This window comes from Bacteroides sp. An322 (genome assembly GCF_002161765.1).
Lineage (GTDB): Bacteria > Bacteroidota > Bacteroidia > Bacteroidales > Bacteroidaceae > Phocaeicola > Phocaeicola merdavium.
Genome location: NZ_NFIN01000003.1, coordinates 116301 through 133879, shown reverse-complemented (window position 1 = coordinate 133879; position 17579 = coordinate 116301). Strand labels below are relative to the sequence as shown.

Annotated in this window: 37 protein-coding genes and 1 tRNA gene; 34 read left to right on the top strand and 4 right to left on the bottom strand. The window is 42.3% G+C overall.

Annotated elements, in window-relative coordinates:
• Positions 1 to 21 precede the first annotated feature (21 nt).
• From B5F91_RS02740 to B5F91_RS02725, 4 genes are all read right to left on the bottom strand, one after another.
• Positions 22 to 774: an MBL fold metallo-hydrolase gene (locus B5F91_RS02740; RefSeq protein ID WP_087427582.1), complete on the bottom strand. Its 753-nt coding sequence runs from the start codon at positions 772 to 774 to the stop codon at positions 22 to 24.
• Positions 775 to 982: 208 nt separating this feature from the next.
• Complete coding sequence (locus tag B5F91_RS02735) at positions 983 to 1783, bottom strand: DUF1566 domain-containing protein (RefSeq protein WP_144025053.1); 801 nt, start codon at positions 1781 to 1783, stop codon at positions 983 to 985.
• Positions 1784 to 1857: 74 nt separating this feature from the next.
• Positions 1858 to 2607, bottom strand: coding sequence for a S24 family peptidase (locus B5F91_RS02730; protein WP_239416186.1), 750 nt, complete (start codon positions 2605 to 2607; stop codon positions 1858 to 1860).
• Complete coding sequence (locus B5F91_RS02725) at positions 2597 to 3124, bottom strand: hypothetical protein (protein WP_144025052.1); 528 nt, start codon at positions 3122 to 3124, stop codon at positions 2597 to 2599. The genes B5F91_RS02730 and B5F91_RS02725 overlap by 11 nt, the downstream gene beginning before the upstream one ends.
• 130 nt (positions 3125 to 3254) lie before the next feature.
• Between B5F91_RS02725 and B5F91_RS02720 the strand changes: the two genes are divergently transcribed.
• The 34 genes from B5F91_RS02720 (at position 3255) to B5F91_RS15110 (ending at position 17577) form a co-directional block, all read left to right on the top strand.
• On the top strand, positions 3255 to 3578 hold the full coding sequence (locus B5F91_RS02720; RefSeq protein ID WP_204244656.1) for an SH3 beta-barrel fold-containing protein: 324 nt from the start codon (positions 3255 to 3257) through the stop codon (positions 3576 to 3578).
• 2 nt (positions 3579 to 3580) lie between these two features.
• A complete protein-coding gene (locus tag B5F91_RS02715; protein ID WP_087427578.1) occupies positions 3581 to 3826 on the top strand; it encodes a hypothetical protein in 246 nt (81 codons plus the stop codon).
• Positions 3827 to 4193: 367 nt separating this feature from the next.
• Positions 4194 to 4373 carry a hypothetical protein gene (locus tag B5F91_RS14820; RefSeq protein ID WP_144025050.1) on the top strand — a complete coding sequence of 60 codons (180 nt, stop codon included), beginning with the start codon at positions 4194 to 4196 and terminating at the stop codon, positions 4371 to 4373.
• Entirely contained in the window at positions 4370 to 4543 is a 174-nt protein-coding gene (locus tag B5F91_RS15125; RefSeq protein ID WP_158099882.1) for a hypothetical protein, read from the top strand. The genes B5F91_RS14820 and B5F91_RS15125 overlap by 4 nt, the downstream gene beginning before the upstream one ends.
• A gap of 107 nt (positions 4544 to 4650) precedes the next feature.
• Entirely contained in the window at positions 4651 to 4974 is a 324-nt protein-coding gene (locus B5F91_RS02710) for a hypothetical protein (RefSeq protein WP_239416184.1), read from the top strand.
• Complete coding sequence (locus B5F91_RS02705) at positions 4952 to 5206, top strand: hypothetical protein (protein ID WP_087427577.1); 255 nt, start codon at positions 4952 to 4954, stop codon at positions 5204 to 5206. The genes B5F91_RS02710 and B5F91_RS02705 overlap by 23 nt, the downstream gene beginning before the upstream one ends.
• Positions 5207 to 5219: 13 nt before the next feature.
• On the top strand, positions 5220 to 5411 hold the full coding sequence (locus B5F91_RS02700) for a hypothetical protein (RefSeq protein WP_087427576.1): 192 nt from the start codon (positions 5220 to 5222) through the stop codon (positions 5409 to 5411).
• A complete protein-coding gene (locus tag B5F91_RS02695) occupies positions 5404 to 5988 on the top strand; it encodes an ERF family protein (protein ID WP_087427575.1) in 585 nt (194 codons plus the stop codon). The genes B5F91_RS02700 and B5F91_RS02695 overlap by 8 nt, the downstream gene beginning before the upstream one ends.
• The gene (locus B5F91_RS02690; RefSeq protein WP_087427574.1) at positions 5975 to 6880 is read left to right on the top strand and encodes a hypothetical protein; all 906 of its coding nucleotides are present in this window, start codon (positions 5975 to 5977) and stop codon (positions 6878 to 6880) included. The genes B5F91_RS02695 and B5F91_RS02690 overlap by 14 nt, the downstream gene beginning before the upstream one ends.
• A gap of 5 nt (positions 6881 to 6885) precedes the next feature.
• A complete protein-coding gene (locus B5F91_RS02685) occupies positions 6886 to 7341 on the top strand; it encodes a DUF3127 domain-containing protein (RefSeq protein ID WP_087427573.1) in 456 nt (151 codons plus the stop codon).
• Position 7342: 1 nt separating this feature from the next.
• Positions 7343 to 7873, top strand: coding sequence for a hypothetical protein (locus B5F91_RS02680; protein ID WP_144025049.1), 531 nt, complete (start codon positions 7343 to 7345; stop codon positions 7871 to 7873).
• On the top strand, positions 7870 to 8310 hold the full coding sequence (locus B5F91_RS02675) for a hypothetical protein (protein ID WP_087427571.1): 441 nt from the start codon (positions 7870 to 7872) through the stop codon (positions 8308 to 8310). The genes B5F91_RS02680 and B5F91_RS02675 overlap by 4 nt, the downstream gene beginning before the upstream one ends.
• 11 nt (positions 8311 to 8321) lie before the next feature.
• On the top strand, positions 8322 to 8507 hold the full coding sequence (locus B5F91_RS02670; RefSeq protein ID WP_087427570.1) for a hypothetical protein: 186 nt from the start codon (positions 8322 to 8324) through the stop codon (positions 8505 to 8507).
• A 1-nt stretch (position 8508) separates the two neighbouring features.
• A complete protein-coding gene (locus B5F91_RS02665; protein WP_087427569.1) occupies positions 8509 to 8937 on the top strand; it encodes a hypothetical protein in 429 nt (142 codons plus the stop codon).
• 2 nt (positions 8938 to 8939) lie between these two features.
• Complete coding sequence (locus B5F91_RS02660) at positions 8940 to 9680, top strand: hypothetical protein (RefSeq protein WP_087427568.1); 741 nt, start codon at positions 8940 to 8942, stop codon at positions 9678 to 9680.
• Positions 9681 to 9688: 8 nt separating this feature from the next.
• Positions 9689 to 9770: transfer RNA gene (locus B5F91_RS15120), tRNA-OTHER, on the top strand.
• Between the two features lie 25 nt (positions 9771 to 9795).
• Entirely contained in the window at positions 9796 to 10017 is a 222-nt protein-coding gene (locus tag B5F91_RS02655; protein WP_087427567.1) for a hypothetical protein, read from the top strand.
• Between the two features lie 178 nt (positions 10018 to 10195).
• Positions 10196 to 10357, top strand: coding sequence for a hypothetical protein (locus B5F91_RS15115; protein ID WP_158099881.1), 162 nt, complete (start codon positions 10196 to 10198; stop codon positions 10355 to 10357).
• 3 nt (positions 10358 to 10360) lie between these two features.
• On the top strand, positions 10361 to 10843 hold the full coding sequence (locus B5F91_RS02650; protein ID WP_239416181.1) for a zinc-finger-containing protein: 483 nt from the start codon (positions 10361 to 10363) through the stop codon (positions 10841 to 10843).
• Entirely contained in the window at positions 10821 to 11276 is a 456-nt protein-coding gene (locus B5F91_RS02645) for a hypothetical protein (RefSeq protein WP_087427566.1), read from the top strand. Before B5F91_RS02650 ends, B5F91_RS02645 begins: the two co-directional genes overlap by 23 nt.
• The gene (locus B5F91_RS02640) at positions 11276 to 11752 is read left to right on the top strand and encodes a recombination protein NinG (protein ID WP_087427565.1); all 477 of its coding nucleotides are present in this window, start codon (positions 11276 to 11278) and stop codon (positions 11750 to 11752) included. Before B5F91_RS02645 ends, B5F91_RS02640 begins: the two co-directional genes overlap by 1 nt.
• Positions 11749 to 12090 carry a hypothetical protein gene (locus B5F91_RS02635; RefSeq protein ID WP_087427564.1) on the top strand — a complete coding sequence of 114 codons (342 nt, stop codon included), beginning with the start codon at positions 11749 to 11751 and terminating at the stop codon, positions 12088 to 12090. The genes B5F91_RS02640 and B5F91_RS02635 overlap by 4 nt, the downstream gene beginning before the upstream one ends.
• Positions 12083 to 13252, top strand: coding sequence for a DEAD/DEAH box helicase (locus tag B5F91_RS02630; protein WP_087427563.1), 1170 nt, complete (start codon positions 12083 to 12085; stop codon positions 13250 to 13252). The genes B5F91_RS02635 and B5F91_RS02630 overlap by 8 nt, the downstream gene beginning before the upstream one ends.
• A gap of 4 nt (positions 13253 to 13256) precedes the next feature.
• Positions 13257 to 14078 carry a hypothetical protein gene (locus tag B5F91_RS02625; RefSeq protein ID WP_239416178.1) on the top strand — a complete coding sequence of 274 codons (822 nt, stop codon included), beginning with the start codon at positions 13257 to 13259 and terminating at the stop codon, positions 14076 to 14078.
• A gap of 1 nt (position 14079) precedes the next feature.
• Complete coding sequence (locus B5F91_RS02620) at positions 14080 to 14664, top strand: hypothetical protein (protein ID WP_087427561.1); 585 nt, start codon at positions 14080 to 14082, stop codon at positions 14662 to 14664.
• Position 14665: 1 nt separating this feature from the next.
• Positions 14666 to 14851, top strand: a complete 186-nt coding sequence (locus B5F91_RS02615) for a hypothetical protein (protein ID WP_087427560.1) — start codon at positions 14666 to 14668, stop codon at positions 14849 to 14851.
• Positions 14848 to 15603: a site-specific DNA-methyltransferase gene (locus B5F91_RS02610; RefSeq protein ID WP_087427559.1), complete on the top strand. Its 756-nt coding sequence runs from the start codon at positions 14848 to 14850 to the stop codon at positions 15601 to 15603. Before B5F91_RS02615 ends, B5F91_RS02610 begins: the two co-directional genes overlap by 4 nt.
• Entirely contained in the window at positions 15600 to 16232 is a 633-nt protein-coding gene (locus B5F91_RS02605) for a hypothetical protein (protein ID WP_087427558.1), read from the top strand. The genes B5F91_RS02610 and B5F91_RS02605 overlap by 4 nt, the downstream gene beginning before the upstream one ends.
• 17 nt (positions 16233 to 16249) lie before the next feature.
• Positions 16250 to 16465 (top strand): hypothetical protein, encoded by a 216-nt coding sequence (locus B5F91_RS02600; RefSeq protein ID WP_087427557.1) that lies wholly within the window; start codon positions 16250 to 16252, stop codon positions 16463 to 16465.
• Between the two features lie 2 nt (positions 16466 to 16467).
• Positions 16468 to 16668: a hypothetical protein gene (locus tag B5F91_RS02595; protein ID WP_144025047.1), complete on the top strand. Its 201-nt coding sequence runs from the start codon at positions 16468 to 16470 to the stop codon at positions 16666 to 16668.
• Complete coding sequence (locus tag B5F91_RS02590; protein WP_087427555.1) at positions 16649 to 16960, top strand: hypothetical protein; 312 nt, start codon at positions 16649 to 16651, stop codon at positions 16958 to 16960. Before B5F91_RS02595 ends, B5F91_RS02590 begins: the two co-directional genes overlap by 20 nt.
• Positions 16957 to 17226 carry a hypothetical protein gene (locus tag B5F91_RS02585; protein ID WP_087427554.1) on the top strand — a complete coding sequence of 90 codons (270 nt, stop codon included), beginning with the start codon at positions 16957 to 16959 and terminating at the stop codon, positions 17224 to 17226. Before B5F91_RS02590 ends, B5F91_RS02585 begins: the two co-directional genes overlap by 4 nt.
• Complete coding sequence (locus tag B5F91_RS02580) at positions 17223 to 17450, top strand: hypothetical protein (RefSeq protein WP_087427553.1); 228 nt, start codon at positions 17223 to 17225, stop codon at positions 17448 to 17450. The genes B5F91_RS02585 and B5F91_RS02580 overlap by 4 nt, the downstream gene beginning before the upstream one ends.
• Entirely contained in the window at positions 17428 to 17577 is a 150-nt protein-coding gene (locus B5F91_RS15110) for a hypothetical protein (protein ID WP_158099880.1), read from the top strand. Before B5F91_RS02580 ends, B5F91_RS15110 begins: the two co-directional genes overlap by 23 nt.
• The last annotated feature ends 2 nt before the right edge of the window (positions 17578 to 17579 follow it).

Genomic DNA, 17579 nt, shown 5'->3' with positions numbered 1-17579 from the left:
GAATCAATAAAGAAAACCTTTCTAAAACACGATTGATTCACCTTCTTCACTTATACGCCAAAACGAAATTCCACAAGCGTCCGTAAATTCTTTCATACGCCATGCAGACTCAAAACCGCTTGCCACAAAATGCATTGGCACAAACAAACCGACCTGAAAACGTTCTATAAACTGACGTCCTCCACGTGTATATCCATTACCGATACGACCGTCAACTGGAAACATGACAAGGTCAAATCTGTCTGCTATTTTCCGGATTTCTTTCAATTCCCCCAAATAATGTTTCTCTTCTTTCATTGGGTCGATATTGCCACCAAATTCAGGACTATAAATCACACCGCCTCGATAATCGTCTGTCAAAAAACGGGCGTACCAATTATTCAAGTCTCCAGCATGAAAGATGCATTTACCTTCTACTTCTATTACCCATGAAACTCCACTGTCAGTGCTTCCCGTTGCCACAACCCGAATCAGTTCATCTTGCCAAACTCCTCCTTTGGCAAGCCATACATCTGCATCTGATTTTTGCGCTCTTCTATGTTTCAGAATGTCTTTTGATAAGATGTATTTTATATCCGGCTTTTCATTTTTCCACATAAAAATATCACGATTAAAATGGTCTTCATGGAAATGGCTAGAAAACACATACATCGGTTTTTCCGTCTTCAACAATCCAAACATTACATTTGCCGGATCCATCCAATAATCAAATACCAATACACACTGCTCTGTTTCAAGCGAAAAGCCACTATGGAAAATATAAGTAAGTTTCATGTTTTATCTAACAACTTCATATAAAACAAAAAGGAGTTACTTTAAACCGTAACTCCTTGATTCTCTGATTGAGCGGCAAGCGGGACTCGAACCCGTGACCCTCAGCTTGGGAAGCTAAGAGGAATTTGCTTTTACTAAGTTAATTATTAATTGATTATCATATTTATCTATTGATTTTGCTAAAACATTGTTGAAACAATTCGTAAAATCATTCTTCCAACTCTCCATTCCTAAAAGCCATAACCCACCATTCTTTTCCTTTGTTCTCTGCGCCTCTTGACGCTGTACTTTGAGAATAAATGGAAAAAGCATTTCCGTTTAACGAATTTTCGGTTGCAGACCACCAATAGTTATGCTGCTCGAATGGAGTTCCATTGTAATTTTGTGCATTCGTACACCTTTTTATTTCGTTCATCGAAGGCAGATGCCACTCCATGTTATTTTCAGGGTCATGGTTCATTTCGATACAATATGCAAAAGCCGGATAATTTTTATATGAATCTTGCCCGTCGGTCGTTTTTGAAAGATTGTATATCGCCTTTGTGATTTCAAGTCCAGACATGCCCGATTCGCACAAAGCCTTATTCCTATACATCGCATCAGATACAGCCCACGCCAGTCTTTCAGGACTTATTGGCGTTCTCGCTTGTGTGACACACACCGTACCTTTTCGTTCTCCTTTATATGATATAACAATAGTATCGAATCTGTGTCCGGTTTCAATGTCCTGATTTTCCAATACATCGAATGTTATTTTATCTCCGTCAAGATTCAGCTTTGTTATCCAATATGAATCGTCTTTCAGATAAATTTCACACCCTTCATTCTCTACATTTCTTGAAAGTGTCAAAGTCTGTTCCGATGGGTGGTAATTCAGACTAACATTTCCCATTTCAGGAAGATTATCTACTTTCATTGTCGGTTCTTCTTGCGAGCCGTTTTCATCATCCGAGCACGACACTAACACCATCGGTAACACTATTGCCAGCATTAAAATCAGTCGTTTCATAAGTTATTGTTATTTAATTGTTCTATAATCTTTTTGCCTTCTTTAGATATTGTTCAACGCTCCGTCATGTAAAATCACAATTGTGTTTTTACAGAAAGAATATTCTCCACTATAAATAACTTTCTTATCTTACTTTTATGGAGTTTTATGTCATCGTATTTGGGATTCTCGCTGCGCAGGATGATGTAATTCTCCTCGTCCGGTTCATAACGGCGGATGTATTTAATCATACGGTATTCGTCAAGCAAAATCATGTAAATCTGACCATAGAATACATCTTCCCAATTTTGTATTTCGCGGACGACAATCATATTCCCATCATAGATACACGGCTCCATGCTATCTCCATTTGCCCGAATAATACGAGAACTTTTATTTATACCAGGAAGGTTTACAGAACCGATAATGTTGTCTCTGGTGAAATCTATATTCCTATTTTCAGGCCCGCATGTTCCGTCTATGTCGTAAACGAGTGCACCGGAATAGTCACCTTCTTTAATATCTGATTGGATGATGTCGTTTTTGCTTAAAGAAAAATCAATCTTCTCCTCTTCATTTGTATCGACATCTGTTATAAACCAAATTTCATCTTTCCCATAAACATCAATGATACCTTGTTTTATATCATTGGATACTGAAGGATATTTTCCATTTCTTTTGTCAATACAAAATATACGATTAAGACTTTGCTGCGAAACATTGATACTCTTAGCAAATGCTCTTACATTTCCTCCAGTTTCACTCTGAATAAGCTCATATACCTTTTTGTTAGCATAAGGCATCTCGCTTGCATTCAAAATTGTCTTCTTTAAATTAGCTACCATAAGCCTTCTCTATTTTTATTATCACTCTATAAATATCTGCATGATTTATTTTATAAAGAATACGCAAATACTCTTCTTTTTTTGATTTTTCAATAAACAAGTTATCGTCTGGCATTTCCAATAAATAATTTATTGCCATATCTATAGGAAACTGGAAGCGTCCTTTCAGTGCTTCTTCTATACAGCGAAACAATTCATCTACAGCTTTTTCTGTAAAATTCTGCCTTTTGTAAAAATCAAGCGCATTCATATAGTGTACAACTGCAATAGTTGTATGATTATATTTCTTGTTTTCTTCGTATGCGGCCTTAGATGCCATCCTCTGTATTTCACTTAACTTTTTATTAACCTCTATTGCATTATATATTTGCCAGCCTATCAGCACAGTAACCAACAATGTTAGTATCGCTATAATTACAGCATACATATCTGTATTATAATACTTATATACAGACAAACACATTGTTAAGGTAAATAGAAAACAGCCAAAACACAATAAACTTAAAAACCATTTCATACTTACAATGTTTGTTAATTAGAAAGATGTTTCTTAGATTTTGTTTGTTATATCAAACAATGTTTGTATCTTTGCATCAGAAACGTAATACAAAACAAATATAGTAATAATATTCTAAATACGCACGATTATGAAAAGAAATGTTTTGCACGAAATCATGACAAGCGCATGGCGCATGTTCAGGGTCACAGGTGAAAGTTTCAGCGAATGCCTTAAAAGGGCATGGCAGGTGTACAAACTGGCAAAAGCTATGAAGTCACAGGTTGTCCAGTTTTTCTATCAGAAGACAAACGGTGAAATCAGGCAGGCGTTCGGCACCATGAAAGACGAAGTGATTCACGACAAGGTGAAGGGCACAGGCAGAAGAAAGAACGAAGACCTGTTCACCTACTGGGACACAGAAAAAGAATCATTCAGAAGTTTCAAGAAGTTTAACCTTATAAAAATCGCATGACTATGAGAATGAAAGAAGTAAGTGACAGACTAGATGAATGTTACAACGAACTCGAAGAAGTGAAGGCAATGCCTGAAAGCGAAGTATGCAAATTGTATAACGCGGACAGCAAGAGCGAGATTATCGCACTTATCTACGAAGAAATCACGGCGTTAGAGAGCTATCAGGGCGAAGATTGCAGCGAAGACGACGGTATGGACTACATCGGATTGCAACTATCGCAGGGTATGGCGGTTATTCGCTGGTGATTCATAAACCCTGCTGACGGACTGAACGGCATCCGGTAGCGAGAACCGGGCAGGGTGCTACAGATTAGACCTTTGACTTATTGGCAGACCCTCTACGGCGTAATTCATAAACCGTATCGAGGCGAACAAGAATGATGATGCAGAAGCAGCGCAGCAGAAATGCCGTGACCGCTTGCAAGGCTGTATCAAAGCTATATGAATGAACTTACTTTCAGCACCGAAACAATCGTCCTCACGGTGGCGAGTATGAGCGTTGGGCGTGCTTATCGCTGAAAGTCCTATAATATACCCGTGGCTTACCAAACCTTTGATAAGCGGCAAGGCTACCATCGGAACGCCCACGGGAACGAACTAATAGCGAAATGACATGGATATAAGATTAGAAGTTTACGCAAAAGAAGTGAACATCAGTTCACGCTGCAACTGCATGGACGTGCAGATGAAGATTGAGAGTGAGGACGTGAAAGACCTGTTGGAACAGATTGACGAGGGTCTGATAGTCGAGTACTTAACAAACAAAGGTTATAAGGTGGAGGAAGCGGAATGAAGACGTTAATAGCAATATGCGTTGCGTCGCTGGTTGTGATGCACGCAAACCAAGACCTTAGCCCGATGTACTGGGCTGGATTGATAGTATTCATCCTTGCCGTAATACTTATGGCAAACAAACTTGACAAAGGATATGGAAACGGTAAAACAAGTGACACAGATGATTGAAGAGGTCAATCACATTCTGATTGCGAGAAGCCGTGAACTTGACCGAAGAGCCAAGTTTGATGAAGAGATAAGTAATGAGATTCACAAACTGTTAAACAAACGAAGCAATGAACATCGACATACACGAATTGAACCGGATAATAGCCGACTTCGTGCAGGTCGGTTATATGCAGGCGGTGAAGGTCTATGACCCGCCACAAGACAAGGTGCGTAAATCCGAAGTCAAGAAATGGCTTCGGATTGCCAACCTTGACCAGCGTAAATTTGACAGGCTTGTAAAGGCAGAGATAATAAAGCCGTTCAGGGTTGGGACAGGCAGGAATTCTCCTTTTTTCTACTCAAAAAAGGAGATAAAGCAGGCTTTTTCCATGGCGGCGATAGGTGAAACGATTAATAATAGCAGGATAAATGATTACAGAAGTGAAGATTGACGAAAAGTACAGCACGGTCGGCGTGTTCGATATGCTGGAATCCGGGAATCCCGGCGATGTGGCGAAAGTGCCGTATGAAGAATCACGGCACACGGGAATAAAACAGGAATCCCAAAGGCGCAATATGAAAGCCCGGCTTTTAGGTGAAATTGGAGAAGGCCGTAAATGCCTTAAATATAAAGTATATGCGGCAGGGAACGACGATACGACAATGATATTCAGATTAGTATAAAATAACTCATATTATGAATGTACTGGAAGAAATGAAACGCATGGTCGACGAGTTCGTGATTGAGAGCGAAGAGTTTATCCGCCGCATGAAAGAGAACGACCGGAAAATGGAACAGGAGCACCGAGAGGTGATGCGGATGATTGACCAATCCGGCAAGAACTGGGAACAAGTAAACAACAACATAAATATTATCAGACATGGATAGTCCAAGTATATATGCAAAGATAGTCTCTATATTGAAGGAGACGAAAGCAATAACGAAATCGGAAAAAAACCAGCAGCAAGGTTTTAAGTTTCGTGGAATAGACAACGTGATGAACGAATTGCATGAGCTGTTTGCCAAGAATGACGTATTTATCCTGCAAGAAGTGCAGGAATGGACCACGAATGACCGTCCAACGAAAAGCGGTGGGGTAAACACATTCACACGTGCAAAGATAAAGTTCAAATACATGACGACTGACGGCTCTTTTGTGGAGACAGTGAACGTGGGCGAGGCTATGGATTCGGGAGACAAGGGTTTCAACAAGGCGATGAGCATCGCGTTGAAATACTCTTTGCTTCAAATGTTCCTTATCCCAACAGAGGAACCGAAAGACCCTGACGCCACCACACCCGAAGAGACCGACTACATCGCCATGGCGTTGCAGGAAATTAATGCGGCACAGAGCATCCAAACGCTTACAGGCATATTTAACAATTACAGAGCGTTGCAGTCAAACCCACAATTCATGTCGGCTTTGTCTGCCAAGAAAAAACAACTGAAAGATGCAGCTAACTAAATCACAAATCATATTCGACCAACAGGCACACACCTACACCACACCCGACGGCGTGTGCCTGCAAGGCGTTACCGGGATGATTGAGAGGCAACTGTTCCCGGACAAATATTCGGGAGTACCCGAATTTGTAATGAAAAGGGCAGCCGAAAGGGGGTCTTTCGTGCATGAGGTCTGTGAACTTGTGGATGACTTGGGCATTGAACACGAAAGCGAGGAAGCCCGCAACTATCAAAAATTAAAAGAAAGTTACGGGCTTCAATATGAGGCAAGCGAATACCTTGTATCGGACAACGAGCACTTCGCGTCCTGTATTGACAAGGTATATCGGGAAAGCGACAATGAATTTTCACTGGGTGACATCAAGACAACATACAAGCTCGACAAGGAGTATGTAAGTTGGCAGTTGTCTATTTACGCTTATTGGTTTGAAAGGCAGAACCCCGGATGCAAAGCCGTAAGGCTATTCGCCATCTGGCTAAGAGGAAGCATTTCGGAACTTGTGGAAATAGAACGCATACCTGACGGAATTATTATTGAACTGCTTTCAGCCGAAATAGAGGGACGCAAGTTCATAAACCCTTATGCCGTACCTTCGGTTAAGACTGACATGCCTTTGAAGTACCGTGAAATGGAACAGTCTATCATTGAAATAAGCGAGCAGGAGAAATATTGGAAAGAGCAGAAGAAAATCCTGATGGACGGCATAATGAAAGAAATGGTGAAAGCCGGTGCCTATTCGTGGAAAGGCGAAAGCATATCCTTTACCCGCAAAAAAGACAGCATACGCAAGGTTTTCGACCGTGAATCCTTTGAGAGGGATTATCCGGGCGTGTACGACAAATATCTGACAGACACACCGGTTAGTGGAAGTATAACATTAAAAGTATCATAATAAAGATGAGTAATCAAATCACCGGACGGCTTGCCGCAATCGGTCAGACCGTCCAAATTCCATCCAAGACGGGAGGCAGTCCGTTCCTGAAGCGCGAGTTCCTGCTTGACGCGACACCGCACGACACATGGACGGGCGAACGCAGCCAGTACGAGAATATCGTCCCTTTGGAGGTATCGGGCGACAAGTGCGCCGAGCTTGACAATTTCAGCGTGGGCGACATAATCACGGTATCCTTTGCCCTGCAAGGGCGTGAATGGACAAACCAAGACGGGCAGACCAAGCGCATGGTCTCCATCCGCTGCTACAAGATAGAGCGCAGGAACCAGCCGGGACAGACCGCCCCGACACAACAGGCAGCACCACCGCAACCCACACCACAATACCAAGCACCGACCCAGCGGTTTCCGCCAAATGTAGACGCATACGGAAACCCAGATAATGACCAATTACCTTTCTGATATGGAAACAAAGAAATGTTTTAAATGTGGAGTTGTAAAGCCATTGTCTGAATTTTATAAGCATCCACGAATGGAGGATGGACACTTGAATAAGTGTAAGGAATGTACTAAAAAGGATGCGAAGACAAGATACAATATACTATCAACTGATAAGAATTGGCTTGAGAAAGAACGAGTAAGGAATAGAGAAAAGTTTAAACGATTAGGGTATAAAGATAAGTTCAAGCGAATAAGAAAAATATGCCCTTTGGAATCTAATATATCCCGAAGATTAAGAAATAGAGGATATGATACCAAAGGGAAGGAAGCTCATCATTGGAACTATAACTTACCCTATTCTATATTCCTCTTATCAAGAAAAGCTCATAGATGTATTCATCAATTTATAAATGTAAATTATTTGGATAAATACTGTTACACAATGGATGGCAAAAAGATTGATACAGTTGAAAAAGCAATATCTGTTTTTTCTTCCATATTAAAGTCTAATGGCATAAATGAAGAACTTAAAGTTTTGAATATTAGCCTATGAGCATTTTCAATTTGAAAAATGAATACGATATACCCAAATTCAAGGACTATGTAAACAAGCTGTTCCGAGAGCGTGCAGTGGTGGAAGTGAAAAAAAAGCTGCCTAACCGCACGCTTGCCCAGAACAGCTACTTGCATCTTCTTTTAGGGTATTTCGGCAGCGAATACGGTTGCAGCCTCGAAGAAGTAAAAATTGATTTCTACAAAAGGACTTGCAACCGTGATTTGTTCGAGAGAAAGACGGTAAACAAGAAAGGCAAGGAAATAACCTACCTGAGAAGCTCAGCCGAGCTGACCACCGGTGAAATGACTTTGAGCATTGACCGTTTCCGCAACTGGAGCGCATCCGTGGCGGGCATCTACCTCCCTGCGGCAAACGAACAGCAGATGCTTATCTACGCACAACAAGAAGTAGAACGTAATAATGGTTTTATTTAAAAATTGAGATTATGAAAAAAAGAAAATTTCCACAAGATGTAGCAAGATTCTTTCATCCTGAAAAATCAATCAACCCTAAATCCAGCGGCATTCACCAAATAGAGAAAGCTTCTCAAAGAAGCTATATTCCAGTTTACAATGGTATGGGTACTGCAAGAAAGTTTTATGATGAATCGGGAATAAAAAGGTATAAGTAATATGGACAAATTTTTAGGACAGGATATCCCTGAACAGGAACGGTGGCAGTTCCTTCAGGACAATGCCGATGCAGTAGAGAAAATCGGTTATACCCACCGATTCACACCCGAAGAATTGGCGCAAAAGAAAGAAACATTAGCCGAGGTGTCAATCACAATCAATGATATAGAGATTGAAAAGAAAGAGGCTATGGATGAGTTTAAAGAACGCCTTAAACCTTTGAATGAAGAAAAGCAAGAACTATTAGACCATATCAAAAGAGGTTCTGAATTTGTGGAAAATGAAGAATGTGCCAAAATTCTCTATCATGAGGAAAAGATGGCAGGATTCTATAACAAGTTGGGGGAATTGGTTTACAGCCGCCCGATAATGCCACAAGAAATGCAAAAGACAGTATTCAGTATTAACCGTAAAACAGGAACAGATTAATTATGGAAAAAGAAAACAAAATCAATGTGGTCGTGCCTGAAAATTATAATGGCACACCTATCGAAATCGTATTGAGAGAGGGTAAGGCATCCGAGGAACTCGACCCGAAAGAACCGGAAAGAGTAGTTATCAATGGAACAATAGACGCACCTTTCAGATGGTTGGAGAAACGTGTCGAACTGATTAATCAGAAATCGGCTAATATCATCGTAAATCGTGATAAGATGGGGTTAGCATTAACTATTGATGAAACCAACTACTATCAGACTGAAATCAGCGGTATTTTACAGGCTTCAAAAGAAATGCAGGAATTTGGCATTAACACGGATAAGAAATGGGAGCCTATCAAGCTGTCTCAGTTCTTCAAGATGCACCGCGCTTTTTTCAAGGACAAATCCGAGAACATGATGCTGGTTTCCACTTTGAAAAATTTCAAGGCGAAAGTCAACCAAGACATCGAACGCAGCAAGGAGGAAAACGGAAGCAAGGTTGACAATTACTCGCAAGTGGTAGACAGCAACCTCCCGAAATCATTCAAATTAAACGTACCCCTGTTCAAGGGTTTTGCAAATGAAGAAATCGAAGTCGAAATTTACGCGGATGTGGACGGTCGGGACGTATCCCTCTCTCTTGTGTCTGCCGGGGCTAATGAAACTATCGAGGAATATAAGAACAAGGTTATTGACGAACAGATTGAAGCAATCAAAGGTGTTGCACCTGACATCGTAATCATCGAAATATAACTGGCAAACGGGCAGTGTTTCGTAATGGGAGAATGGCAGTCCCACCCTACGAGGTTGAACAAGATGCCGGTTCGAATCCGGTCTGCCCGGCAATAAACAAAAAAAATATACAATTATGGAATCATTTACATTAATCAGGATGAAAGAAGCACTTGACCGCATAAGAAAAAGCAGCGGATACAAGGTCTGCAACAAGGTATGCGCTCTTAGGGAAAGGCACGCCATTCTGTACGACCTTACAGAGGAACAGTTCGGAATCGTGAAGCACATCGCCCTCCGACGGAACGTAGAGGAAGGAAGCTGCCGGATGATAGACCGAAACAGGATTCCGGAATAAACTTAGGGTATCATGAAACTGACATTGACAGCCAGTGAATCCGCATTGCTATGCAAGCTGGCACAAGACAGGCTATCGGACATCGTGGGCGAGGTCTTGATTGAGAATGACAAGGCAAACGACAACCAGCAGCGTTTTATCGCTAAGCTGTGCAAAAAACTAAAGAGACAGATAAGGTATGATAAGGACAAACGAAGAAGAAAAGCAGATGATAAGAGACCGTCTTGCCGAGATACGGGAAAAGCTTCTTAATGAAGATATCCTGTTCAATCCGCAAGCGGACGCACTGATACGGGAGAGCAACATACTGAACGTGAAACTTAAACTGATGGGAGGATAAGCGATGCCATACTATAAAAACGAAGAAAATGTCACAAATCAAAATTATGAACCAATGAATGAAATCCTATCAGGAAAGATCTGCCCCTATTGTGGCAATCCTACCGAATATGTGGACAGTTCCGTTATCTACGGACGCTCATACGGCATGATTTACCTCTGCCGAGATTGCAGGGCTTATGTGGGAGTTCACAAGGGCACAGACCAAGCGTTAGGCAGACTGGCAAATTCTGAGTTAAGGAAAGCCAAGAAAGAAGCTCACTTCTACTTTGACCAGATAGCCAAGACAAACCTGATAAACAAGATTTGGCATGGGTATATACCCGGAATATCCAATAGGAATAAGGCATACCTATGGCTGTCAAAGAAGATGGGCATACCAAGGGAAATGTGCCACATCGGAATGTTCGATGTGGAAGACTGTAAAAGAATTGTTGTAATCTGTAAACCAATAATTGAAGAGCATGGAAACGAAAGAAATCACTAAAACCATTTACATCGCAAATGATGGAAAAGAGTTTTTAACGAAAGAAGATTGTGAAAAGTACGAAACATTCGTCAAGGAAACACTTTCACGTATTAAGTATTTTTGTATCAACTGTAACCCTGATTTGACAGAAACTGGATATTTCCAACATAAGATATACGTGGCAGTGTTCTCTGAACATTACCTATACGAAGATATTGCTTTTGAATGGGCATTGCGAAAGTTTGGACACCTTTTAGGAGAAAGCGTACAAGGATATGGATTCCAGCCACGCTTTAGTGTTAGTGAAATTTCTAAAGAAGAATACGAAACGTGTTCACCTACAGAATGGGGAGGTTTCAAGCTAAAGAGCGAACGCATATTTCTCAGCCCGAAGTATGTGGACGGTTTTCCTGAAAACATCGATTACATGAAAGAATGGGGATTTAAGTGATGCCATACTACATAAAACGAAAGCCAAAGAAGAAAGAAAAGCCTTTTCCGTTATTTGACAAGGCAGGAGTAAAAATCAAGAAGAAGCCGGATTTAGTCGCCAAACTCGATAAAGTTTTCAGCCGCTATATCCGGCTTCGTGATTGTATGCCGAACGGTTATTTCCGCTGCATCTCATGCGGCAAGATAAAGCCGTACGAGCAGGCGGACTGCGGGCACTTCCACTCCCGCCGCCACATGGCAACAAGGTTTGACGAAGACAACGCACATGCCGAATGTAAGTCGTGCAACCGTTTCAGCGCAGACCATCTGATACATTACGAGAAAAACTTGAAATCAAAAATCGGTCAGCAACGCTTCGACAAGCTGGCATGGAAAGCCGGGCAGACAAAGAAATGGGCTGATTTCGAATTAATCGAACTCACGAAGTATTACAAAGCTTTGGGAGATAAACTAAGCAAGGAGAAAGGATTATGATAAAGGTTACTATTCATATAGAAAACTACGATGAATATATGGATGAAGAGGTTTGCAAGGACATTATGTTACAATGTTTGCCAAGCATCGGAAACGCATTCTGGATAAGTCCTGAAACAGAAAAACAGTTCATAAATACAATTCACAAAAATAATCTTTATGGGAGGTACAGAAAATGGCTGTATGGAAAAAGTTCTGATTTAAGTTATGACGAACTTTTTTCTTGTGACAAAGAGATACTCAAAAAAGATTTTGATTTAAGTGATGTATGTATTGTTAAAAGAATCTTGTTTAAAGAGAATGGTGAAATACATATAGAATTATCTGACGATGTATAAATTACGCGATTACCAACAGAAAGCCAGCGATGCGGCAGTCAGCTTCTTCAACAACAAGGCGAAGAAGAACAGTGCCATCATGGTGTTGCCCACCGGAGCGGGGAAATCTCTCGTGATAGCCGACATCGCCAGCCGTCTTGAAGGGCATACGCTCATTTTTCAGCCCAGCAAGGAAATCCTCGAGCAAAACTACCTCAAGCTCTGTTCCTACGGCGTGCTGGATTGCTCCATATACTCTGCGTCATTCGGGCGCAAGGAGGTGTCAAGAATCACCTTTGCCACCATCGGCAGCGTGAAGAACCATCCGGAACTCTTCCAGCATTTCCAGTACATCATCATTGACGAGTGCCATCTTGTCAACCCCAAGGAAGGAATGTACAGGGATTTCCTCTCGATGCTGAAATGCAAGGTGCTTGGACTGACGGCAACTCCATACAGATTGAGTTCAAGCCGTGATTTCGGAAGTATGCTGAAATTCATCACCCGTACCCGCCCGTGCGTGTTCTCGGAAGTGATTTATCAGGTGCAGATTTCCACCCTTTTGGATATGGGGTACCTATCAAAGCTGAACTATTACCCGATGAATCCCATTGGATGGAATGAACTCAACTTAAAGGTGAATACGACTGGTGCCGACTACACTGATAAATCCGTAGTCAAAGAATATGAGCGTATAGACTTCTACGGATTTCTGGTGAGTATAGTCCAAAGGCTCATGAACCCTAAAAGCGGAATAAAGCGCAAAGGGATATTGGTATTCACAAGGTTTCTGAAAGAGGCTGAAAGGCTTACTTGGTCTATACCCGGAGCGGCAATCGTTTCAGGAGACACGCCCAAGAAAGAACGCGAGCATATCCTTGAAGCGTTCAAATCCGGCGAAATACCGGTTGTCGCAAATGTGGGTGTACTTACAACCGGATTTGATTACCCTGAGTTGGACACTATTGTCATGGCTCGCCCTACAATGTCCTTAGCCCTATGGTATCAGATAGTCGGGAGAGCCATCAGACCCCATCCCAATAAAGAAGCTGGTTGGGTTGTGGATTTGTGTGGCAACATCAAACGGTTTGGGGAAGTCAAGGATTTGAGGCTTGTGGATGGCGGTAACGGCAAGTGGGCAGTTTACTCCAACGGAAGACAATTAACCAACGTGAGATTTTAAGATTATGGAAGGATATATAAAACTAAGCCGCAAGTTCTTCTCGAATGATATGTGGAATGAAGCCCGGACTTTTAGCAGTTGCGAAGCGTGGCTCGACTTGATTCAGTCGGCACGATTTGAGGCAACGCCCCGTATGGAGAGTATCGGAGGTCGAGAAGTCTCTTATACAAGAGGACAATATCCTGCATCCATAAGATTTTTATCCAAGCGTTGGAAATGGTCAGAAAGGAAAGTACGAACATTTCTCGCTTTTCTTAAAAGAGAAAACATGATAACTATTTCACAAGAACAGGGTATGAATGTAATAACGCTCGTGAAATATGAAGAATATAACGGAAAGCTCTCCGACACAGAGAGTGACACAAGAAGCGACACAGATATAATGCAGGAAATAAGCGAGTTACGCAAACAAGTGACACAACTTCTGACACAGCAAGCGACACAGTTACCAAAAGAACCGAAAAAGCGACACACAGGTGACACAAAACAAATAAAAGGGAATAATGATATGAAAGAAACTACTACTGACGTAGTAGTAAAGAAAGACGCAGCTAAAGCTGCTACTCTCTCTCGAAAAGATTCTTTCTACCAATCATTAGTTCCTTTTGTCGGAAAATACCCGAAAGAGATGATTAGGGCGTTCTTCGATTATTGGAGCGAGCTAAACAAGTCAGGAACCAAGATGCGCTATGAACTTGAAAAAACATGGGAATTGCCAAGAAGGTTGTCTACATGGGCTAACCGGGAGCGGATGCCTCCTAAAGCAGATACAGGCATGGTATTGAAAGACAATTCTATTGGAAAATACAAAGAGAAAGGCTGGTAATATGGAACAGATAAATTTTCAACAGACGATTGAACGGCTAAAGGACACAGGGTTCTCTCCTATCCCTAACACGGTGCAGGTGTCAATCCCTGATGCAAAAAATGTCTTATGGAACGGCATCAGGTATTTCACCAGAGATAAAGCCCGGTGGCTACCGGAATACGATGAAGTCGTAGGCTGGCTGACTGACAATAGCGGACGCGGTCTTCTGTGTTTCGGGAACTGCGGACGTGGGAAAACTCTGATTTGCGGAAAGATCCTGCCTTTGGTTTTAAACCATTATTGCCGTAAGGTGATAAATTGCTATGACGCACAGCAAATGAATGCCAATTTGGACGATGTAAAACAAAAACACATCATCTATGTGGATGACATAGGCACGGAGAGCCTTAGTGTCAAATACGGAGAGAAAAGGCTTGCTTTCGCTGAATTAGCAGATGAAACAGAGAAAAAAGGGAAGCTCCTGATTATTACTACAAATCTGTCAATAGACGAGTTGAGGGAAAAGTACGGAGAAAGAACCATTGACCGCCTAAAGGCGATAACAAGAACAGTTCTCTTTAGCGGAGAAAGCCTGAGAAAATAATATGAGAATCACAATTTACTGGGTCACGCGGGATTGGAATCTTATTCACCGAATACGCGAGAAATACAGACTTCCACAATACATGACCTTGAATGGGCTTACCGAAGCTGAAGTTGACGAAGAAACACTGGCTCAACTGAAGAAGGGAGAGACAAAATTCCTGATAATTAGAAAAATCGAAAAATGAAAGACATCGAATTGTTCAATGATTCATTCCAGAATTGGAAAACATACGGAATACCGAAAGCGCAGCTCATACTTAGCGACCCTCCGTACCAGTTGGGGAACAACGCATACGCAAGCAACCCGAAATGGTACAATGACGGAGACAACAGAAAGGGAGAAAGCGAATACGCAAAGAAACAGTTTTTCTACAATGACAACGAGTTCCGTCCGGCGGAGTTCATGCACTTCTGTTCACAGATGCTCATGAAAGAGCCGAAAGGGACAGGTAAATCCCCCTGCATGGTGCTTTTCTGCGAGTTTGAGCAGCAATTCAAGTACATAGAGCTTGGAAAGAAATACGGGCTGAACAAATACATCAACCTTGTGTTCAGGAAAGACTTTTCGGCACAGGTGCTCAAAGCCAACATGAAGATTGTCGGCAACTGCGAATACGGGCTGGTGCTTTACAGAGACAAGCTCCCGAAGTTCAACAATGACGGAAGGATGATATTCAACTGCTTTGACTGGGTGCGGGATAACGATACGCCCAAGATACATGAGACGCAAAAGCCTGTTCCCTTATTGCGCAGGATTATTGAAATCTTCACAGACAAGGACGATGTGGTTATAGACCCATGCGCAGGCAGTGGAAGTTCCTTGCTTGCGGCGGCGCAGCTTGGGCGCAGAGCTTACGGATTTGAAGTCAACAGGAAATTTTACAGTGAAAGCAAGAAACTGGTGCTTTCAAGGATTCAAAAAACAATATTCGCATGACACAGATTGAATTCATGAACCGGCTGATAGACAAGCACGCTCCAGCCGTGATAGGATGCACATACAACATCCTGTTCACAAACGACATCGCAATTACAACCGTTATCGAGGCGGTGGAAGCGGTAAGGAAGTCTGACCGTTACAGGCATGAGACAAAAAGAATAACAAACGTGATAGACAGGCTACGTGGAAAGTACGAGAAGATGCTCTTCGAGGTCATAGGAGACCGCAGCGGATTCTTCGCGGACGCCAACGAGACGTTCCTTGAAGACATCCAGAAACACGTGGACATCCTCTACTACAGCATCAAGGGGGTGTTCGACAAGGCGAGGCTGGAAGATTCCGCCCTGCTTGCACGGTGCGAGCTGGCAAGGACGATGTGCGAGTTCTCCTGCATCCAGCTGGACAAGCGCGAAGAAGAACTAAGGCAGGTCGACTCCCGTTTCAGGCGTTCCAACATCGGATACCTGCGTCTGGCCGCACTCCACAAGGAGCTTGACAGGCTGATGCGCACAATGGGAATACCCTGCACGATCAACCTTGACACGGACACCTGCCGTGCGGCGGTCAACGTCCTTTCGGCGAAGCTCTGCGACGCAAGATTAATCGCCAAGGCAATATCGGCATAACCACTAAAACAGAAAGTATGAGCGTAGCAAGAATCAAAGACCCGATGGTGGAAAGGAAGCCGTCGGTGGACGAGAACAGCAAGGGGCTGAACGAGAAGATAAGGAAGTATTACAGGCACGAAGAGTCGTTAATGCCGCTCCGCATAAGCCGGAACACGGTCATTCTGGTCAAGCCGGAGAAGTGCAACGAGGAATATGCGGAAAAGTACAGGAAGGAGAAGTTAGGAATATGAAAATGGAAACGATAAAAGAGGCCGGTCTCCGGCACAAGGAAGGGATAAGGCATTACCAAGACCGCAAGTCGCACTGCGATGAAGATTTCAAGGCAGGAGCGTGCTGGCTGGCTGAATACCTGATGAGCGTCCCGTTTAATGAGATTTTGGAAGAATTGGTGGAACTTAAAGAAGATATTGATTATGACAAGAGAACAGATTGAAAAGGCGGCAAAGGACTATGTAATGCCAAATGCAAGAATAAGCCCACTAATGGAATCAATAGCCGCAAAAGAAGGATTTATAGCCGGCGCACAGTGGCGCATCAACTCGGTGTGGCACTGTGCAAGCGAAAAACCGGATAAGAATCAGCTTGTAGTATTTGAATGTAGAAAAACATACGGAAGAGGGTATTCTGTGAACTTCGGAGAAAATTACGACTTGCTGAAGAATGTTGTTCTGAAATGGGCGTATGTAATAGATTTATTGCCAGAGAGAAAGGAGAAAACGAAATGAGCACAAAAGGATTATTCTTGCTCCAAATGGCTGCGGCAATGGTTTCGGTTGACGATGTGCATAATCCTTACCATCAAGAACGTGTAAGACGCGAGAATGAGGAACATCGTAAGCGAAAAGAAGCCAATGCCAAGAGAATGGGTGAGATAAACAGAAAAAGATTCGGTGAAAAGCCATTGTTCAAATTTGTCATCAAAGGACATGAGATTGAAGCATATTCCCGTAAAGATGCTATTGTTAAACTCAAACATAAAGGATTGTTATGATACGCGAAGTGAAGATGTACGAAGCAGTGTGCGACAGGTGCGGAAAGAGTTCGCGCACGAAGTATAAGACAAGAGACTTCGTTGATATATGTGTTGAAGTCGATGAGAACTGGGTGAAAATTGACAATTTGAACTACTGCCCAGACTGCTACGAGTACGATAAAGAAACGAATGAATATAAACCGAAAAAGAAACTAAGAAATGACAGTACAGGAATTGATTGATGAACTTATGAAAGTGGAAGATAAGTCAGCAATCGTAAATGTTATTAAAGGAGACGCTGACAATGATTTTGTTTATGAAATTAATGATATCGAATGGTACGGTGATTACCCTGTAATAGTAATTTGATT